This window comes from Bacillus mesophilus (assembly GCF_011008845.1).
In the GTDB taxonomy this organism is placed as follows: Bacteria; Bacillota; Bacilli; order Bacillales; family SA4; genus Bacillus_BS; species Bacillus_BS mesophilus.
This window is the reverse complement of the sequence record NZ_JAAIWM010000009.1, coordinates 75,162-95,360: the sequence shown is the minus strand read 5'-3', so window position 1 is coordinate 95,360 and position 20,199 is coordinate 75,162. Positions and strand designations below refer to the sequence as shown.

The 20,199-nt window shown below is 36.0% G+C and carries 19 protein-coding genes and 1 pseudogene; 19 read left to right on the top strand and 1 reads right to left on the bottom strand.

The genetic code is table 11. The annotated features are described in order from the left end of the window. The first annotated feature begins 295 nt into the window (after window positions 1–295). The 19 genes and pseudogenes from G4D63_RS19055 to G4D63_RS18970 all read left to right on the top strand — a co-directional run bounded on the left by G4D63_RS19055 (window position 296) and on the right by G4D63_RS18970 (window position 19,553). Complete coding sequence (locus G4D63_RS19055; protein WP_239585855.1) at window positions 296–883, top strand: cupin domain-containing protein; 588 nt, start codon at window positions 296–298, stop codon at window positions 881–883. Window positions 884–1,132: 249 nt separating this feature from the next. After that, window positions 1,133–1,798: a hypothetical protein gene (locus G4D63_RS19050; protein ID WP_163181651.1), complete on the top strand. Its 666-nt coding sequence runs from the start codon at window positions 1,133–1,135 to the stop codon at window positions 1,796–1,798. 35 nt (window positions 1,799–1,833) lie between these two features. Continuing rightward, complete coding sequence (locus tag G4D63_RS19045) at window positions 1,834–2,406, top strand: peroxiredoxin family protein (protein ID WP_338023888.1); 573 nt, start codon at window positions 1,834–1,836, stop codon at window positions 2,404–2,406. A 243-nt stretch (window positions 2,407–2,649) separates the two neighbouring features. Beyond that, complete coding sequence (locus G4D63_RS19040; protein ID WP_163181650.1) at window positions 2,650–3,699, top strand: NAD(P)/FAD-dependent oxidoreductase; 1,050 nt, start codon at window positions 2,650–2,652, stop codon at window positions 3,697–3,699. Window positions 3,700–4,215: 516 nt separating this feature from the next. After that, a complete protein-coding gene (locus tag G4D63_RS22175) occupies window positions 4,216–4,683 on the top strand; it encodes an ATP-binding protein (protein ID WP_163181648.1) in 468 nt (155 codons plus the stop codon). Continuing rightward, window positions 4,673–4,969, top strand: coding sequence for an STAS domain-containing protein (locus G4D63_RS19030; RefSeq protein ID WP_163181701.1), 297 nt, complete (start codon window positions 4,673–4,675; stop codon window positions 4,967–4,969). Before G4D63_RS22175 ends, G4D63_RS19030 begins: the two co-directional genes overlap by 11 nt. A 78-nt stretch (window positions 4,970–5,047) precedes the next feature. Further along, window positions 5,048–6,169: pseudogene (locus G4D63_RS22505) on the top strand (cache domain-containing protein); the annotation flags it as partial. A gap of 9 nt (window positions 6,170–6,178) precedes the next feature. After that, complete coding sequence (locus G4D63_RS22500; protein WP_420837834.1) at window positions 6,179–7,126, top strand: methyl-accepting chemotaxis protein; 948 nt, start codon at window positions 6,179–6,181, stop codon at window positions 7,124–7,126. Between the two features lie 416 nt (window positions 7,127–7,542). Beyond that, window positions 7,543–8,016 carry a tRNA (cytidine(34)-2'-O)-methyltransferase gene (locus tag G4D63_RS19020; RefSeq protein WP_163181644.1) on the top strand — a complete coding sequence of 158 codons (474 nt, stop codon included), beginning with the start codon at window positions 7,543–7,545 and terminating at the stop codon, window positions 8,014–8,016. A gap of 209 nt (window positions 8,017–8,225) precedes the next feature. Beyond that, window positions 8,226–9,176: an aldo/keto reductase family protein gene (locus tag G4D63_RS19015; RefSeq protein WP_163181642.1), complete on the top strand. Its 951-nt coding sequence runs from the start codon at window positions 8,226–8,228 to the stop codon at window positions 9,174–9,176. Between the two features lie 565 nt (window positions 9,177–9,741). Next, the gene (locus tag G4D63_RS19010) at window positions 9,742–11,016 is read left to right on the top strand and encodes an ABC transporter substrate-binding protein (RefSeq protein ID WP_163181641.1); all 1,275 of its coding nucleotides are present in this window, start codon (window positions 9,742–9,744) and stop codon (window positions 11,014–11,016) included. Between the two features lie 70 nt (window positions 11,017–11,086). Next, window positions 11,087–12,013, top strand: a complete 927-nt coding sequence (locus tag G4D63_RS19005; RefSeq protein ID WP_239585854.1) for a carbohydrate ABC transporter permease — start codon at window positions 11,087–11,089, stop codon at window positions 12,011–12,013. 13 nt (window positions 12,014–12,026) lie between these two features. Then, window positions 12,027–12,869, top strand: coding sequence for a carbohydrate ABC transporter permease (locus tag G4D63_RS19000; RefSeq protein ID WP_163181639.1), 843 nt, complete (start codon window positions 12,027–12,029; stop codon window positions 12,867–12,869). Window positions 12,870–12,952: 83 nt separating this feature from the next. Beyond that, complete coding sequence (locus tag G4D63_RS18995) at window positions 12,953–13,555, top strand: YesL family protein (RefSeq protein ID WP_163181637.1); 603 nt, start codon at window positions 12,953–12,955, stop codon at window positions 13,553–13,555. 40 nt (window positions 13,556–13,595) lie between these two features. Continuing rightward, a complete protein-coding gene (locus tag G4D63_RS18990) occupies window positions 13,596–14,942 on the top strand; it encodes a GH1 family beta-glucosidase (protein WP_163181635.1) in 1,347 nt (448 codons plus the stop codon). A 163-nt stretch (window positions 14,943–15,105) separates the two neighbouring features. Then, entirely contained in the window at window positions 15,106–16,140 is a 1,035-nt protein-coding gene (locus G4D63_RS18985; protein WP_163181633.1) for a LacI family DNA-binding transcriptional regulator, read from the top strand. A 269-nt stretch (window positions 16,141–16,409) separates the two neighbouring features. Next, complete coding sequence (locus G4D63_RS18980) at window positions 16,410–17,117, top strand: SDR family NAD(P)-dependent oxidoreductase (RefSeq protein ID WP_163181631.1); 708 nt, start codon at window positions 16,410–16,412, stop codon at window positions 17,115–17,117. Between the two features lie 52 nt (window positions 17,118–17,169). After that, the gene (locus tag G4D63_RS18975; RefSeq protein ID WP_163181629.1) at window positions 17,170–18,525 is read left to right on the top strand and encodes a GH1 family beta-glucosidase; all 1,356 of its coding nucleotides are present in this window, start codon (window positions 17,170–17,172) and stop codon (window positions 18,523–18,525) included. Between the two features lie 44 nt (window positions 18,526–18,569). Beyond that, entirely contained in the window at window positions 18,570–19,553 is a 984-nt protein-coding gene (locus tag G4D63_RS18970; protein ID WP_163181628.1) for an aldo/keto reductase, read from the top strand. Window positions 19,554–19,614: 61 nt separating this feature from the next. Here G4D63_RS18970 and G4D63_RS18965 read toward each other — a convergent pair whose 3' ends face one another. Continuing rightward, window positions 19,615–20,169: a hypothetical protein gene (locus G4D63_RS18965; RefSeq protein WP_163181626.1), complete on the bottom strand. Its 555-nt coding sequence runs from the start codon at window positions 20,167–20,169 to the stop codon at window positions 19,615–19,617. Window positions 20,170–20,199 lie beyond the last annotated feature (30 nt).

The following is a 20,199-nucleotide window of genomic DNA, read 5'->3' as shown; positions in this document are numbered from 1 at the left end:
TTATCTTATGTTTTATGTAGGGTGTGCTGTGCAAGTTTACAGTGGTTTAATTCATTGGAAATCCGATGATGTGTCGATATAAACATATTTAGGTAGAGAAAGTTCCAACTTAACTTAAACTTGATCTGCTTAATATAATGAAGTGCGACTAATTCAAAAAAAGTCTTTAATACAATGCTGGTTAGATGTGATTCAAGTTAATAGACATCTAACCCATTTTTCGTTATTTGATTACCCATAGGAGTTTACCTACATAAGATATTGAGAAAATATGAAGATAATGGAGGAGAACGATTTGTACCGTAATTCGTATGGGGAGCATCAATGGCATCATCCTATGCCTAACAACTGGCATAACAATAACTTTAGTTATGAAAATTGGGGATATACTAACAGAAACTTAAATCACTGGAATAGTTACAACTGGAGCTATAACAACTGGAACCCTTATTATTATCGAAACAGTGGTTTAAATGATTATGGACAACAACCTTTTGTAGTAGATATGGAGGAGGTTACGAAGAAAAACAAGAATTTCCGTACGGCGTTATGGACCGGAAAGCATTTACAACTAACCTTAATGAGTATTAATGTTGGTGAAAGCATAGGTTTAGAAAGCCATCCAAACCTTGATCAATTCATTCGTATAGAACAAGGTCAAGGATTGGTTCAAATGGGCGATCAAAAGGATAGATTGGATTTTCAGCAAAATGCCTATGAAGATTATGCAATTTTTATACCTGCAGGAAAATGGCACAATCTAACTAATACGGGGAATAAACCAATAAAACTGTATTCTATTTATGCTCCACCTGAGCATCCTTTCGGTACAGTCCATGAAACCAAAGCGATCGCCATGGCTGCTGAAAATCATAATCAATAATGGATAAACTATCTAAAGAATGAAGTCCAAAACCACGAATCATTAAAACAAATTAAAGGTGCGTTTTCCAAACTGGGAAATGCACCGTTTTATTTTGCTAAACAACCCAGCCTGCATATAAATGATCTGTGTGAGTGAAACATTAAAATCGATACCAATGTAATGTAACTGAGATAATGTTTAACAAGCACTGTTTATACACTACCTATGCTATGATAAAATAAATCACTATACTCCTCGGAGGTACTTATGGAAATCATCCAAATAGCTTCAATCGCGATCTTATTAAAATGGTTCCTTCTAGGAATAGCTATTATATTGGGCTTAGTAGTCGTTCACTTCTATATGAAAGTTACTTTTGAAAATGAATTACGTAAAAAAGTCTTTGAACTAATTTCCAATAGTGTGTTTCTTGGATTTATTGTCTGGAAAGGTAGCTTGCTACTCTTGGAGCCAACGGTTGTTATAAAAAGTCCGCTATCGCTATTATATTTTACAGGTGGAAGTAACGGGCTCCTCATTGCCATTATTTTTTCGATTACTAATTTTCTAGTGAAGGCCAAAACATTCAATCATTCTAGCTTGCAAGTATGGAAATCTGGAATTTTGTTTATTTTTGTTGTCCTAAGTGGGTACCATATATTAGCAATATTCTTTTTGGAAAATAATCTTCTCTACCATCTACTAAACGCAGTAGGAACAATCATTCTACTCCTATTTGGGTACTATAGAAAATACCTTTTCTCTTTAAAAGGAATTTTCACGATCATCATCATATTCTCCTTTTATAGAATGATTTTATCATTTGCATTATTAGAGCATGGTGGAAATCAATTTTTAATGTTTACATTCGAACAGTGGTTTTTTGTAGGTGCTATTTTGATTTCTATTTTTTACTGGGATCGAAAGAAGTAGTAGTTATTTACTAATATGGATAAGGAGTGAAGGGATTGCTGTCAAGAAAGGCTCTTGTCATAGTAGGGTTAGTTGGATTGTTTGGATGGGGGATTTATACGACCCATTTTGCAGCAGATGAATTCCCGGAGGACCTTGAGGTGAGTTCAACGACTGAAATTCAGGATGAGGTAATTACAGGGCTACAGCAGGGAAATAAGGCTCCTGATTTTGAAACACAAACCCTAGATGGAAAGACAATAAAATTATCAGATTTACAAGGTAAGAAGGTTATTTTGAATCTTTGGGCAACCTGGTGTCCACCATGTAAAGCAGAAATGCCACACATGCAAGATTTTTATCTAGAGCATCAAAATCATCAAGTAGAAATCCTTGCGATCAATCTTACGAATGCAGAGAAAAATACAGATGGTATTGAAGAATTCGTGGTCGATTATGGACTAACCTTCCCGATTGGTCTTGATCCAAAAGGGGAGATAGGAAAGCTTTATCAAGCAATTACGATCCCAACTAGCTATGTTATTGACAGTAAAGGGATTATTAGGCAGAAGATTATTGGTCCGATGAATAAAGAGATGATGACAGAATTAGTTGAGAGTGTAGAGTAGAAGTTTTATATTATATAACCAAAAAAAATGCTACTAGTTCCTTCTAGGACTAGTAGCATTTTTTTTACAACAGTAAACAAAACCTTAGCCTCCTATCTAAATTATGTAAATAGTATTGATAATCATTATCATTATGAGGTACAATGAAAGTAGTGAAAATAAGTCTCATTACAAAGAGCGGCAATGGCATTAGATTAAAAAAGGAAACAACTATAAACTATGCCAATTAACGGAGGGGTTACTTTGAATCAGGTGGAATACTTTGATGTAACAATTATCGGAGGTGGCCCTGCTGGTCTCTATTCTGCTTTCTATAGCGGACTTCGTGAAATGAAAACAAAAATTATTGAGTTTCAACCTTACTTAGGGGGAAAAGTTCATATATATCCAGAAAAAATGATTTGGGACATTGGAGGGCTAACACCTACTCCAGGCGCTAAGTTGATTGAACAGATCGTTGAACAAGGTTTAACCTTTAGTCCTACTGTTGTGTTAAACGAGAGAATTACTTCTATATCTAAAGATAGTGACGGAATGTTTCTGTTGAAGGCAGCTTCTGGTACTATACACTATTCGAAGACTGTAATTGTAGCGGTCGGAAGTGGGATCTTAAAACCACAAAAGCTACATATAGAAGGAGCAGAAAGATATGAGGTATCTAACCTCCATTATACAGTGAAATCGTTAAAGTACTTTAAGGATAAGACCGTAATCGTATCAGGTGGTGGAAATTCGGCTGTCGATTGGGCAAACGAATTAGTGCCTGTTGCTAAAAAAGTGTATCTCACTCATCGAAAGTCAGAATTGTCCGGACATGAAGCACAAGTCACACAGTTATTGAATAGTTCCGCAGATGTTTTATTCAATACGAGCATTACGAAGCTAATAGCCTCTGACGATCAGGAAAGTATTCAACGTGTTGAACTGACCAATACTGAAACAGGTGAAATTGATCACCTATGTGTTGATGAGATCTTAATTAACCATGGCTTTGAACAGGATGCATCTCTATTAGAAAATAGTGAGTTAGACATCGAACTAAGAGACAATTATTATATAGCTGGGAACTCTACTAGTGAGACTTCGGTTAAAGGACTTTTTGCAGTTGGTGATATCTTAAAGCATGACGGAAAACTACATTTAATTGCCGGTGCTTTCCAAGATGCTGCCAATGCAGTGAACAAGGCAAAGCAATATATTCAACCAGATGCAAACGGATTCGCTATGGTTTCTTCGCACAACGAAGTATTCAAGCAACGTAATCGAGAATTAGTTCGCCAACTGGTAAAATAAAGAAGGTAGTTGAGCTAGAAAATCAGATACTAATAATTGTGTAAGGTACCACGCATTTTTATAGCAATCTTATGCTACTAGTATTAAAACTCTATATAAAACAACTATTGAAATATAAAACTACTAACGAGGCTGCCCAAAGGGCAGCTTTTTCTAATGACATCAAAACTTTATATAAAAATATTGAAATTCACCCTATTAATAGGGATTAGATCTTGTCCCGCATTGAGCTCTATTGAGTTCCTCTAATCCTGTTCAACTTATCCTATAGCATAGGAACCAATTCCTATTTCACATATCCCATTTAAGAGTTATCCTGATTACATACAATGAGGGCAAGCCAATAAGGTTCCTAGGGTTTTGATCTTATATGAAAGTGGTTAAAAAGTAATAGTAATGCAGATACGCTAGGATTGTTTGTTATCGAATTGACTAAACAATGGAAAATGAATCGTTGATTACATTCCTCAATAGATCCTGAGCTGATTAAAAAAGGAAATATAGGAGAAATGAAAAATGACTAAATTGATCAACGGGGGATTTTTTAGAAAACAAGAAGAATCATTAATGAAAACTTGTTTTAATACAGGAAATAGTGAAGTAATAATTGATATCAAAAATCGGGTTAGTAGATTGTTACAGGCAGTTTTACCTGACGAACATATTTTGGTGGAAGTAGCATTTAATGAAGCCATTAACAATGCTATAAGTGTGTCTGAAGCAGTCGAGGTAGAAATAACTAAGGATGAGAAGTACGTAAAACTTATCGTAAAAGACAACGGTAAAGGATTTGACGTTGAATCATCACTACAAGAAATAGAAGTCAAAGGTGAAAAACTAATGGATGAAATCTTGTGGTCAGAGTCCGGGAGAGGACTTTACTTAATGAAAAAAGTGATGGATAAAGTTGAATATAATAAAAAGGGAAATCAAGTGACTCTCTTTAAGCAAATAGGAGGAAGTAAACGTGAATATGAACACTGAAGTAGTAAATGACTTTGTCCATATAAAATTAGAAGGAAATATGTATGTGGAAGAGTCCATCATTTTAAGAGAAACAATCATAAAGTCTATCGAAGAAGGCTATAAAAATTTTTGTTTTGATTTACAGTCTCTTAATTATATTGATAGCGCTGGTTTAGGAGTCTTAGTTGGTTGTAAAAAGAGAGTGGCACAAACTAACGGAAAAGTAATTTTGAAAAATCTCAATGGAACAGTCAAAGAAATCATTGAATTAACCAGGTTAAACCTCATTTTTGATGGGAACTAGATTCTAGATAAACATAAATCGTCACATGCAGTCATAGAGCGTAGTCTTAATTAAATTCATTGAAAAAGAGGTTTCGAAATGAAAAAAAACAACAAGAGAATCAGTTTAACAGCTAAGATGATTTTTATCTTTTTGTCTATAAGTCTAATACCGTTAGCTGTGTTGGGGGTTGTTAGCACATCGAGTTCCTCTACAGCAATAGAAGAGGAGAAGGAAAGTAAATTATCTGCTGTTAGAGATATCAAGAAAACACAAGTTGAAAACTATTTTAAAGAACGTTTTGCAGATATTTCTATTCTCGCGAAAAGAGATGACGTTATTGATGCAATGGCCGAATACAAAGTTGTTTTTGAGAATTATGGGATCAATAGTGAAGAGTATAAGGAAATAAACGCTAAATACCAAGAGAACCTAAAGTATTTCGTAGATGAGTACGGGTATTATGATTTGTTTTTAATTGATAATGTAGGAGATGTTGTCTATACAGCAGCTAATGAATCGGATTTCGGAGAAAATGTTGTTGATGGTTCTTTGAAAGATACAAATTTAGCTAAAGCCTTTGAAGTCGGTAAAGAAAACACCACATTAGAAGATTATGCATATTATGAGCCTTCCAAAGCTTTTGCTAGTTTTATAGCATCACCAGTAAAAGATAAAAATGGTTCATTTTTAGGAGTCGTTGCTCTCCAAATTTCAGATGAAGCTATACAGAATATTATGTCTGAACGAAGTGGAATGGGAGAGTCAGGAGAGACCTATCTAGTTGGAGCAGATCAATTTATGCGTTCAGATTCTATTTTTACAGAGGATCCTGACATTGGAGTTAACCAAATAGATACGGTGGCTACACGTGAGGCTTTAGATGGAGAAACGAATGTAAAATTAATAAAAGATTATCGTAATGTGTATGTATATAGTGCGTATGCACCTCTAGACATAAAGGGACTAGACTGGGTGATTGTAGCAGAAATTGATGAGGCAGAAGCAAAACAATCGATTGATGCATTAGTGTTGAAGCTATTTATTTTGGTGGTTATTTCGGCACTAATCGTAGCCTTAATCTCTGTTTTCTTTGCTCGTCGAACAAGTAAGCCTATTGTCGAGGCAAGTATAAGAGTTAAAGAGATTGAAAGTGGCGACCTGTCTAAACAATCTTTAAAGGTAACAAGTAATGATGAAGTGGGAGAATTGGTTCAATCATTGAATCAAATGAATATAAAAATGCACGAACTTGTTGGAGGAATTAGAAAATCATCTGAGGAACTAAGTGCAGGTTCTGAAGAAACATCTGCTTCTGTTGAGGAAGTTACGGCGACCGTTGAGGATTTAAATAAAGTGGTACAGGGTGTTGCAGAGGAAGCAACAAACGGAAGAAATGCAACACTTGAAGCCTCTCAATCGCTCATTCAACTTTCATCTCTTATCCAATTGGCTAAGGAAAAAGCACGTAGTGGGAAGGTAAGTTCTGAGAATACAATGCAATCTGCAAAAGATGGTGCAGATAAGGTTGAGGAAACTGTAAGTAAAATGGGCGAAATCGAAATTAAAACTGAAGAAACGCAGAAGTTAATTTCAGAATTAGAAGTGTACTCAAAAGAAATTGAGCAGATTACGAATACAATTACGTCTATTGCTGCACAAACAAACCTTTTAGCCTTAAATGCCTCTATCGAAGCAGCACGTGCTGGTGAACACGGAAAAGGATTTGCAGTTGTAGCAAACGAGGTGCGTAAACTAGCAGAGGAATCAAATCATGGTGCAGGTGAAGTCTCCTTATTAACTAAGAAAATTGCAGAGTTGACTAAAAAGTCCGCTTTATCAATGGGAGAAAGTAGAAATATTGTGAGTGAGGGAATGCAAGTTGCAAAAATAGCAGGTTTCTCACTACAGCAGATTTTAGAAGCAGTAGATCTTACTGTAGTATCTATTAATGAAATAAATGATATTACAAGCGATGAAGTGGCAACATCTGATGCCATCGTAAAGCTCATTAACAACCTTGCAACAATTGTAGAAACCACCGCATCAAGTGCAGAGGAAATGATGGCATCCTTTGAAGAAACAACTGCCTCCATGCAAACCGTAAGTGCAGTATCTGAACAGACTTCCGGAATGGCGAATGACTTAATCAATTCAGTTGGAAGATTTAAATTGTAGATGGTGATACTTGTTCGTAGCTAATAAAACCAAACAGTCAAATCCTCCGGAGTAAAATACCAATGGATTTGGCTTGTTTTTTTATATTACGTTACTATAACGAAGGTAGGTATTTCAGTAATTAAGCAAATTAAATATCCCCTCATAATACATATAGAATACCAGGAAGACCCACCAAAGAATAAGAGCAAATAAAAACACAGAATTCTCTTTCATGTGCCCACTCTAAAAATAGTAGTAGTAGTAAGCATTAACTTTCACCTCAGTATAGTAGTAAATATACTATTTCTATTTACCAAAGTATTTATGCAGTTTCACTACTATAGAGCTACATGTCTCTAGTGATTTAAGGATTAAAGTAGTATATAATGGCGATATTACTAGCATTCTAAGAGGTTTAGAAGAGGTGAAACACAATGGGAGTAAATGTAGTATTATATCAACCAGAAATACCCTTAAATACAGCTAATATAGCATTAACCTGTGCGGCAACGGATTCCATCCTACATTTAATTCGTCCACTTAGTTTTTCAACAGATGAAAAGATGTTAAAAGCAGCGGGTATTGACTTTTGGGATAAAGTAAATGTTCGCTATTATGATTCAATAGATGAATTTTATGAGCAGAATCCAATCGGGGATTTTTTCTTCATAGAAAATTTCGGTGATGGAAGACACACAGACTTTGACTACAGTAAATCAGATCACGAGTATTTTTTCATTTTTGGACGTGAAACAGACGGAATTCCTCAAGAAGTAATCGACAAATATAAAGACAAATGCTTACGAATCCCTATGACAGTCAACGTACGTTCACTTAACTTATCCAACACAGTTGCCATACTAGTATATGAAGCTTTAAGACAGCAAGGTTATCCTAATTTAAGATAAGGATTTTTTAGAAACATGATAATTTTTAATTATACTGTAGTGTCTGGAGCGCAATGGAACGAGCTTATTCATAAAAAAAGAATGCAAAAAGAGATATAGAATCTTTAAAATTCTATGTCTCTTTTTTGTGAAAAATATAAAACAAGACTAACTCATAAAGAAAGTGTTAAACTAATCAAGATTTTATACCAAGAGAGGAAGAGGTACATATGGAATATCGTAGATTAGGTAGAACCGGTTTAAAGGTAAGTGAAATCAGCCTAGGAAGCTGGCTTACCTATGGTAACTCAACAGAAAAAGATACAGCAGCTGCAGTCATTGATAAAGCCTATGAACTTGGAATTAACTCCTTCGACACAGCCAATGTATATGTGACAGGAGAAGCAGAAAAAATTGTAGGTGAAGCCCTGGCTAAATACCCACGTGAATCTTATGTGTTAGCAACGAAAGTGTTCTGGCCAATGGGAGAGGGACCTAACGATCGTGGCTTATCTAGAAAGCATGTGTTCGAACAACTACACGCTAGTCTTAAGAGATTACAAATGGACTATGTAGACATCTATTATTGTCATCGTTATGATCCAGAAACTCCGATTGATGAAACATTACGTACGATCGACGATATGGTTCGTCAAGGTAAAGTGTTGTATGTAGGGGTAAGTGAATGGACAGCTGCTCAAATAGTTGAAGGTCTCGGAGTATCTGATCGTTATTTATTAGACCGTATTGTTGTCAATCAGCCACAATATCATATGTTTAATCGCTATATTGAAACCGATATCATTCCTACAAGTGAAAAGAACGGAATCAGCCAGATTGTATTTTCTCCACTAGCTCAAGGAGTCTTAACAGGGAAATATAAGCGTGGGCAATCTTTACCTGCAGGAAGTCGTGCTACAGATCCTTCCTCTAATATGTATATGAATCCTTATTTACAGGAAGACGTTCTTATGAAGGTGGAAAAATTAGAGGGATTAGCGAAAGAACTAGATCTATCACTATCGCAGTTGGCGTTGGCTTGGATTCTTCGTCACCCAAGCGTGGCTAGTGCCTTAGTAGGTGCAAGTAAACCACAGCAAATCGAGGAAAATGTAAAAGCTTCAGGTGTGAAGCTATCAGAAGAAACAGTTTCTAAAATAGAAAGTATTCTTCAAGTTTAATCATGAAGGTTAGGTTCTTAGAAATAGAGAACCTAACCTTTTAAAATGGGTCTAACTAATACAAAGTGGCTAATTTTGTTTAAGATAGCTAAGTAATTCTAAGATGGTGTTCAATTCAAATTACCTTGGGGATAATAAAAGATTTTCTAATCGCCAATAAGTGGGAGGAGAAATATGGCTCATAAAGAAGAGAATATTGATTCATCAAGGCTTTATAGAGATTCTTTCATGTTTGGATACTGAAATAAATAGAAACCGTTTTCTTAAATTGGATTAAATTATGAAAAAATGATCAAATTTAAGGAAAATTTATATTGATTTTTAGGATTTGAAGGAGTAAGATGAAATTACGAAAACGCTTTCGCTTGAAATCATCTAGTCGAAAGTTGCATCAAAGTCTATTAATATAGCAAAATAAATTTTTTAGTTTAAAAGAAAGCGATTTCAGAAATCGGTTTCGGAAAATCATTTTTAGGAGGTGATGTGTGATCACCAAGTGATCTCATATATACCGAAATAAAAATAAAAGTATTTAGGTCAATTACAATTATTAGGGGGTACTTACATGAAAAAGTTTTTAGCAATTTTTCTTACTGCAATCATGGCTTTTACATTAGCGGCTTGTAGTGGAGATGCTGGTAAAGAAGAAGAAGCTGGTGGAGACGAAAAAGTAACATTAGATTTCTGGGTATTCGGTTCAACTGGTTACCAAGCATTAATTGATGAGTATCAAAAGCAAAACCCAAATGTAACAATCAAGTTAAATGAAGGTGAAATGAACGACGTTCACAACAACCTTTTCACTTCAATCTCTGCTGGTAGCGGTGCTCCAGATATCGCGATGATCGAAGTAAGCCAAATTGAAAAGTTTAAAGAAGCACAAGATCGTTTCTATAACTTAAATGAATATGGTGCAGAAGAAGTTGCTGGAAACTTCCTTGACTGGAAATGGCAAGCTGCGCAAAACGTAGATGGAGATTTCCAAATTGGTCTTCCAACTGATATTGGTCCTACTGCAATGTTCTTCCGTAAAGATGTAATTGAAGCTGCTGGTCTTCCAACTGATCCAGAAGCACTTGCTGGTGAACTTAGCACTTGGGAAGATTACTATGCTGTAGCAAAGACAATTAAAGAAAAAACTGGTAAGCCAATTGCAGATGCTCCTGAGTTAGTATTTAACGCAATTCGTGACCAACAAGATCAACAGTACTTTAATGAAAAAGATGAGCTAATCATCGAAGACACTGTAAAAGAAGCTTACGACTATACGACTAAGATGATTCAAGAAGGTTTAATTGGTCAAAACGGTCTTTGGACTCCTGAGTGGGGTAGTGCAATGGCTGATGGTTCTTATGCAACAATGCCAGGTGCACCTGCTTGGATGCTTGGTGTAGTTAAAGGTAATGCTCCAGACGCTGGTGGAAAATGGTCATTAACTTCTATTCCTGAAGGAGCTGGAAACTGGGGAGGTTCTTACCTAACAATCCCTGCTGAGTCTGAGCATCCACAAGCAGCATTTGACTTTATCTCTTGGTTAACTTCACCAGAAAGTCAATTAGGTTCATTCTTAGAAATGGGATTATTCCCTTCAACACCAGATGTATATGAAAATGAAGATTTCTTAGCTCAAACTGATGAGTACTTCAGCGGTCAACCAACTGCTAAAATCTTTGCAGAAGCTGCTAAGAGTGTAAAGCCTGTTTATATGGGTAAAAACTATGCGATCGTTAACACTGAGTTAGTTACTGCCCTTACGAACGTTGCAACTGCTGATGCAGATCCACAAGATGAGTGGGATGCAGCAGTAGAGCGTATCGAGCAACAATTAGGAAGACAATAAGGATGAATGGTCAAGCGGTCTATGGTGAAATTCTCATAGGCCGCTTGTACTCTATGGAAGGAGAAAAACCATGGCTGAAAATAAAACAGCACCACAAGCAATGAATCAGAAGAAGTCATCCTTAAGTGAAAGTGCAAAAGAAGCACTTTCTGGTTACTTGTATATATCACCGTTCTTTATATTATTTGCTATCTTCGGTGTATTCCCAATATTATTTAGTTTTTACTTAGGCTTTCAAAAATGGAATGGATTTGGAGAAATGGAGTTTGTAGGATTAAATAACTTCCGGTTGATCCTAGAAGACCCACTTTTCTGGAAATCGCTATCCAACACGATGATTATGTGGGTAATGGGTACTTTACCGCAGTTAATTATCGGGATTATCTTGGCATATACCTTGAATTCGGCAATTATTAAGTTTAAGGGCTTATTCCGTGTTTCCATCTTTATGCCTTATGTTACCTCAACAGTAGCAGTAGCCATCGTATTTGGGATCATGTTTAATGATCAACCATATGGATTGATCAATATTATTATTGGATGGTTTGGCTTTGAGCCTCACGCTTGGACAACAAGTGAGTGGGGAGTGAAAATCGCTATTTCCGCAATGGTTTTCTGGAGATGGATTGGATATAACACAATCATTTATCTAGCTGGTCTTCAAGCAATTCCAAATGAATTATATGAAGCAGCAACGATTGATGGAGCATCTACAAGACAAAAGATTCAGTACATTACCATTCCATTACTACGTCCGATAATTATCCTAACTGTATTTACTTCAACTATTGGTGCCCTGCAGTTATTTACAGAGCCGTTAATCCTAGTAGGAAGAACATACCGTGAAGAAGGATTAACAGTCGTACTATATCTATATCGTGAAGCATTTACAAATATGGCATTCGGTACTGCATCAGCAGCAGCGATCATTCTATTCTTAATTATTATCATCATTTCTACGATCAACGTTTTCGTTGCGAATCGTTTAGGAAGATAAGGGAGGCTTTGGCATGAGTAAAGGTAGTTATTCAAAACAAGTTGTCTTTTCAAAAGTATTTTTATATTTTATCCTTGGCATTGCTACTGTCCTATCCATATTTCCTTTTTATTGGATGTTCGTAATGGCAACCAATTCAAATGAGGTTATCAATCGAATTCCACCAGCAATTCTTCCTGGTGATGCGTTAGTGACTAACTTTACAAACGTGCTAAATACGATTGATTTCTTTGGAGCAATGTGGAACTCCTTTTTAGTATCATCGATTATTACAATTGGAGTATTATTCCTTTGTTCTTTAGCGGGATTTGCGTTTGCAAAGTTAAACTTTAAGGGGAAAAACTTCTTATTTATTTTCATTCTAGTAACAATGATGATTCCACCACAGCTTGGATTAGTTCCACAATATATTATCATTACGAAACTAGACTGGTTAAATGATCTGAAAGCTATTATTGTTCCAGGCTTAATCGATGCATTCGGAATCTTCTGGATGAGACAGTATATTAGTAGTAATGTTCCGGACGAGTTAGTAGATGCTGCTAAGATTGATGGATGTTCAATCTTCCGTGTTTATTGGAATATTGCTGTACCAGTTATTATTCCAGCGTTTGCAACACTTGCTATTATCAAGTTCATGTACGTGTGGAATGACTTCTTATGGCCATTAATAGTCTTACGTGAAAAAGAAACTCATACAATCCAGGTTGCACTTCGAGGATTAATTGATAACTATGTACGTGATAATGGAATGATTCTTTCAGGAACATTCTGGGCAACTGTTCCATTAATTATCATCTTCTTGTTATTAAACAGAATGTTTATCGCAAGTTTAACTGAAGGTGCGGTTAAGTAATTAATATGTAAATAGCTTCACCTATTAAGAGGGAAGATAAGTGAAGCTATAATAAGTAATGAACTTAAGAAAGTGGTGACAACATGGAACAACATAAGAATACCTTTAATCAAATCCTGACTGTTTTCAGCTATTTCTTTTTACTAAATGTGATGTGGGCCTTGTTATGTCTACCAGTCATAACGGCCTTTCCAGCTACCACAGCAATGTTTGGCACAGTTAGAAAATGGATAAGAGAAGGATTCGATGTTGGAATCTTCCATGTTTTTTTTCAGCTATTCAAAGAGAATTTCAAGAAAAGCTTTGTGATCGGTTTGTTTTGGATTATCGCGGTCGTAATTTTGTATCTGGACATCTATATAATCTTTCAAAATGAATTCACCGGTAGAAGCTTACTTGTAGCATTATTGTTCTTTTTTGGCATCATTGTTGCCTTTACGACGTTATATGTGTTTTTTGTACTTGTCCATTATGAATTATCAATATTCCATACATTAAAGAATTCTCTGTTCTTATCAATCAGTCATATGAACTTTACGGTACTTTTTATAGGAATGATTTTATTAACGCTCGTCATTACTTATTATTTTCCTTTCTTTTTATTAATAGGAGGAAGCTTACTGGCGTTTAGTATGTACGGTACGTTTCATAAGCTGATCAAAAAATTAGATGAAATGAAAGCATAATGTATAAAGATGTATGTACTACTAGAGGAGGTATTACAAAATGGCAATCATACAATTTCCTGAAAATATGAAATGGGGAACAGCAACTGCTTCTTATCAAATTGAAGGAGCTACAAATGAAGGTGGAAGAGGACCTTCAATATGGGATACATTCAGTGCAACACCTGGAAGAGTTCTAAATGGTGATAGTGGAGAGATCGCTTGCGATAGCTACCACCGCTATGAAGAAGATGTTGCGATTATGAAAGATCTTGGTATTGATTTCTATCGTTTCTCAGTAGCATGGCCAAGAATTTTTCCAACTGGTACAGGTGAAGTAAACCAAGAAGGTTTAAATTACTATCATAGACTAGTGGATTCACTTCTTGAAAACGGAATTGAACCGATGGTTACGTTATATCACTGGGACCTACCACAGGCTTTACAAGATAAAGGTGGCTGGGATAATCGTGAAACCATTGATGCCTTTGTTACGTATTCAGAGGTAATGTTCAAGGAATTTGGCAGCAAAGTTAAAAAGTGGATTACATTCAATGAACCTTGGTGTGTATCTTTCTTATCAAACTTTATCGGGGTTCATGCACCAGGAAACAGAGACTTACAATTAGCCGTAAATATTGCCCATCATTTACATGTTGCACATGGTCGTTCCGTTCAAAAATTTAGAGCACTTGGACTAGATGGAGAAATTGGATTCGCTCCTAACACTACTTGGTTAGAACCGTTTAGTAACAAGCAAGAAGATATTGATGCTTGTCGCCGCGGGGTAGGAGAATTCGTAGAATGGTTTTTCGATCCAGTATTTAAAGGTAGTTACCCTCAATTCCTGGTAGATTGGTATGCTACAAAAGGTGTAACAGTTCCAATCTTAGATGGTGATATGAAAGAAATTCAACAACCAATCGATTTCGTTGGAATTAACTATTACACAGGTAGCGTTGCTAGATACAAAGAAAATCACGGTAACCTAGATATAGAAGAAGTAGATATGGGCTATGAAAAAACGGATATTGGTTGGAATATCTATCCTGAAGGTTTCTATAATGTCTTAACTTACATTACTGAACAATACGGTGAGGTTCCAATTTACATCACTGAAAATGGCTCTTGCTATAATGATGAGCCTGGACTTGATGGTCGAGTAAGAGATGATCGTCGTACTAACTATCTTAAGCAACATCTAACTGCCTTAAAACGTAGTATGGATTCAGGAGTAAATATTAAAGGCTACATTACATGGTCTCTATTAGATAACTTTGAATGGGCAGAAGGATACAGCAAGCGTTTCGGAATTGTCTTTGTTAATTACCGTACCCTTGAGCGTATTAAGAAAGACAGCTTCTACTGGTACAAGCAAACGATTCGTAATAATTGGTTTGACGTTTAGGATCAGGTAGTATTGTAGATCGAAATATCAACTATTTTGTTAGGGATTGTAGATATTTTAACAAGATTACATTATTCTAAAGTAGACAGAAGAAAATAAAACAAAACCTAGTGAACTGTTTTTTCAATAAAACGTTTCCCATGCGCAGGAGTTGGATAAAGCAATGAAATTAACGATACGAGATATTGCAAAAATGGCAGGCGTTTCACCGGCTACAGTTTCAAAGATCATGAATAATTATGATGGTATTAGTATTCGTACAAAAGAAAAAGTAATGAATATTATTGAGTCGACGGGATATCAGCCAACCTTTTCAGCAAAGTCGTTAGCTACCAAAAAATCCAATTTGATTGGCTTAATTTATGCAGGGAAAATAAATGTAGAGCTTAATCATCCATTCTTTAACGAAGTAATTAATTCATTTAAAAAAACCGTTGGATATATGGGATATGATATTCTGATTTTCAGTAATGAAAAATTCAACAAAGAGAGAGAAGATGATTATCTTCCTCGTGCTAGACATTTTCATGTGGATGGCTGCTTAATTATTGCGGGTGAAGAAATTGAAAGTGCCATCTATGATTTAGATCAAAGTGAAATACCTTGTGTAGGGGTAGATATTCCTCTAACAGGGCCTATGTCGAGCTATGTTGCTACAGATAACCGAAAGGTATCAGCTAATGTAATTGAACATTTATATCTAAATTCTGTTCGAGACATTGCTTATATATCAGGCACTAAGGATTCTCCTATCTCTAAGGTTCGAACGGAAGGATTCTTTAGCGCGATGAACCAATTTGGGATTCCAATCAATGAAGACTGGATCCAGTATGGGGATTTCCATGAGCAAAGTGGATATGAGGCAATGAAACGTATTCTAGCTAAAAAGCCTTACCCAAAAGCGGTTTATGCTGCTTCGGATATGATGGCACTTGGTGCAATGAACGCAATTAAAGAGCATGGTTTAAGATTACCTGAGGATATAGCATTAGTCGGTTGTGATGATATAGAGGCATGTAGATATAGTGATCCTAAGCTAACAACGGTAAAGCAAGACAAGGAAAAGCTTGGCAAGCTAGCAGCGTATATGTTAATCGACCTAATCAATGGAAATACCGAACCAAAGTCAGTTCTCGTTGATCCTGAGTTAATGATTAGAGAGTCTTGTGGAGTAAAGAAAAGAACACAATTACGATAATATAAATAGTGAAAGGATAAAGTTTGAATCAAACTCTATCCTTTTTCATTATCTATTGTAATGAATTTAATGATCTAGTTAATAGGGGTAAATAATTAGCAGGGTAGGGTTTATATAATAGGCTTATTCTTAGCAGTGTTCTGGAACGAAGATCGACATATTTTAAGGTTGATATAAGCTACAAAAAAATTTAACAAGTTAGTAAACCGGTTTCCAAGATGGTAGAGTCAAGTAAATGTATACATATTATACCCAAGAGGTGAGCAAAAATGGAAAAATTAACAGGTAAGTTAGCATTAGTTACAGGTTCAAGTAGAGGTATTGGACAGCAAATTGCACTAGCACTAGCAAAGGAAGGCTGTCATTTGATTATTCATGGTAGAAAAAAGGATCATACGTCTAAGACACTTGAATTACTAAAGCCTTTTAATATAGACGTAGATGTAATTGAAGGAGAGCTATCGTCTAAAGAAGACATTCAAAAAATGGTAGATCAAGTAAAAGCAAAACATAATAGAATAGACATACTTTACAATAATGCAGCAATCCAAAGTCCAAACAAATCAATATGGGATTTCAAGATTGAAGATTTTGATAGACTCTTACAAATCAATCTTTATAGTGTGATCCAATTATGTCAGGCATTTGCGCCTGCTATGAGGGACAATGGCTATGGTCGAATTATTAATATGACTTCAGGAATTAAGGATCAACCAAATCTTAGTCCATATGCAGTATCTAAAGCAGCATTAGATAAGTTTACACAGGATTTAGCCTTTGAATTAAAGGATACAGGTGTATTGGTTAACAGTCTAGATCCAGGCTGGTTAAAAACAGACCTAGGTGGTCCAGATGCATGGGATGAAGTCGAAACTGTTCAACCGGGTGCTCTTCAACTGGCTTTGTTTGATAACGATGGTCCAACAGGACAATGGTTAAGTGCTCAAGAGATACGTAAATCTATTAATGAGAAATAACCAAATCTAGTTTATAAATATCAATAACGATTAAAAAGAGGAGGAGTTAACAATGATTCAATTTCCTAAAGATTTTATATGGGGCACAGCTACCTCATCCTACCAGATTGAAGGTGCGGTTAAGGAAGATGGACGAGGAGAATCAATCTGGGATCGCTTTTGTCGCATTCCTGGAAAGGTAAGAAATAAAGAAAATGGTGATATTGCTTGCAATCATTACCACTTATATGATGATGATGTAAAACTTATTAAATCACTTGGAGTACAATCGTACCGATTTTCAGTTGCATGGTCGAGGATCTTCCCGGAGGGCACCGGAAAGCCGAACCCAAAAGGGCTGGACTTCTATAAAAGACTTATCAATAGTCTATTAGAAAATGAAATTGAGCCTCTTTTAACTTTATATCATTGGGATTTGCCTCAGCTTCTTCAGGATAAAGGAGGCTGGATGAACCGAGATATGACTGATTATTTTACTGATTATGCCACTTATTTATATCAGGAACTAGGAAATCAGGTTAAAAAGTGGGGCACTCATAATGAGCCATGGGTTGTTTCCTATAAGGGGTACTCCCTAGGGAACGCTGCTCCTGGCTATGTAGACTTCCGTTCACATTTAAAAGCTTCTCATCATTTGTTGTTATCACATGGTAAAGCTGCTCAGGCATTTCGTGAGCTAGGACCAAAAGGTGGAGAAATCGGGATCACTTTAAATATCGAGCCTACATACCCACTTGAAGATAATGAGGAATGTAAAAAGGCAGCAGCCATAAAGGATGGCTTTTCAAATCGTTGGTTCTTAGATCCTGTCTTAAAAGGTTCCTATCCACAAGACATGGTCGATATCTATTCAAAGTTTGAAACCTTCGATTATATAAAAGACGGAGATTTTGAAGTGATGTCTAGCCCTACGGATTTTCTAGGTGTTAATTATTATTCGATCTCCACAAATAAGCCTGGTACACAAGGAGAATTAGGTTTCCTCGGAGTAGAGTCTGTAAAGACAGGAAAACCTGTTACCTTTATGGATTGGGAAGTTGAGCCTCAGGGGTTAGTTGATACTCTTCAAAGAATAAAAGCAGATTATGGCGATATTCCTGTCTACATTACGGAGAACGGTGCAGCCTATGAAGATCAGGTTGATGAAGACGGTACGATAAATGATGAAGACCGCAGAGCGTATATTGAAATGCATTTAAAGGCTTGTAAAGATGCGATTGATGCTGGAGTTAACTTAAAAGGTTACTACCTATGGTCTTTAATGGATAATTTCGAGTGGCGATATGGTTATTCAAAACGCTTTGGAATGGTACGCGTTGACTATGATACGCTTAAGCGCACACCTAAAAACAGTGCACTTTGGTATAAAACTGTAATTGAAGCAAATGGCTTCAATCAGACAAAATAAAGAATTGAACTAAAGACGAATTCATTTCGAGGGAGGCATTTATTTTGAAATATAGAAAGCTTGGAAAAACGGATTTATCTGTCAGTGAATTAAGCTTCGGAACATGGGCAATTGGCGGAGCATGGGGCAAAGTAAATGATGAAGAGTCATTAAAAGGCTTACAGGTTGCGATGGAGGCTGGTGTCAACTTCTTTGATACAGCTGATGTATATGGCGATGGACATAGTGAAGAGCTACTAGCAAAGGCCACTAAGGGTAAAGAAGATCAGATTCATATTGCTACTAAGTTTTGCCGTATGGGAGACATTCATGATCCTACTACCTATTCAAAAGAGAAGGTACGTGAATATTGCGAGGCTAGCTTAAAGCGCTTGAAGCGTGATGCCATTGATTTGTATCAAGTCCACTGCCCACCATTTGAAATCATCAAGCAGGGTGATGTATTTGAAGTTCTTGAGGATTTGATAAAAGAAGGAAAAATTAAATACTACGGTGTGAGTGTAGAAACAGTTGAAGAGGGATTGTATGTTGTCAATGAAACAAAGGCGAGTGCGATCCAGGTTATTTTTAATATGTTACGTCAAAAGCCATTAGAACAGCTACTGCCATATGCTTCTGAAAAGGGTGTAGGTATTCTGGTGAGACTTCCACTAGCAAGTGGGCTATTAACTGGGAAATTTACTACTCAATCAACCTTTGAAGAGGATGATCACCGCAAATTTAATCGTAATGGTGAAGCATTTAATGTGGGAGAAACCTTTGGAGGACTAGAATTCGAACGTGGTGTGAAATTAAGTCAAGACCTTGCTTGGATTGCTAATGATAGAGTTAATATGACTAGAGCGGCTCTTCGCTGGATTATTGATCAGCCAGAGATTAGCTGTGTCATCCCAGGCTTTAGAAATGTAAAGCAAGTACAGGATAATTTAGGTGCTCTTAATGTTCCTTCTTACTCTGCAGAGGAACTGAAAAAAATTCAACAATTTTATAAGAACGAGGTTCATAAATATATTCGTGGTGTTTATTAAAATGATACGAGGGACGTTGCAATTGCAACGTCCTCTTTTCCTATCGGTTTAAACTACGAATTCACTTACCCTTTAGTTTTAGAAAGAAGTTTGTAAGACCATAGGCAAGAAAAGCAGTGCCAATATCCATGAGATAAACATGGAATAAGTTTAGCCCATTATCTAGAACTAACATACCAAGAAGTGTCCAAGTCCACGCCATACCTATAACTCCAATTGCTGTAATCACGGTAACCACAAAAAAGTTCTTTTTTCGATTTATCGCAAACTGATAGGCAAGCATAAAAATCATAGGAATAAGAGCACCGTCCACTGCTATACTCAGAGGAATAAATGGAATTAGCATATAAGGATGATCCCAAAAATTAAATCGAGAAAGAAAAACGTCAAGATACATGAATATTACATGGAAAGTATAGCCGAAGAAGGCTATTTGGAAGATTTTTCTTTTATCAATAAATATAATGGCAATGATTAAAGGAGTAATAAATGTAGCCACTGTTATCCAATATTGCCATGTTCCAAAATGACTATAGTTAACCCAAAATTGTATAATATAATCCATTAATTCCGAATCTAATTGATCAATCTTTTTTAAAAGTTCTGTTTTGGACATACAATTTTAAATCCTCCTTTTCAAGAATTT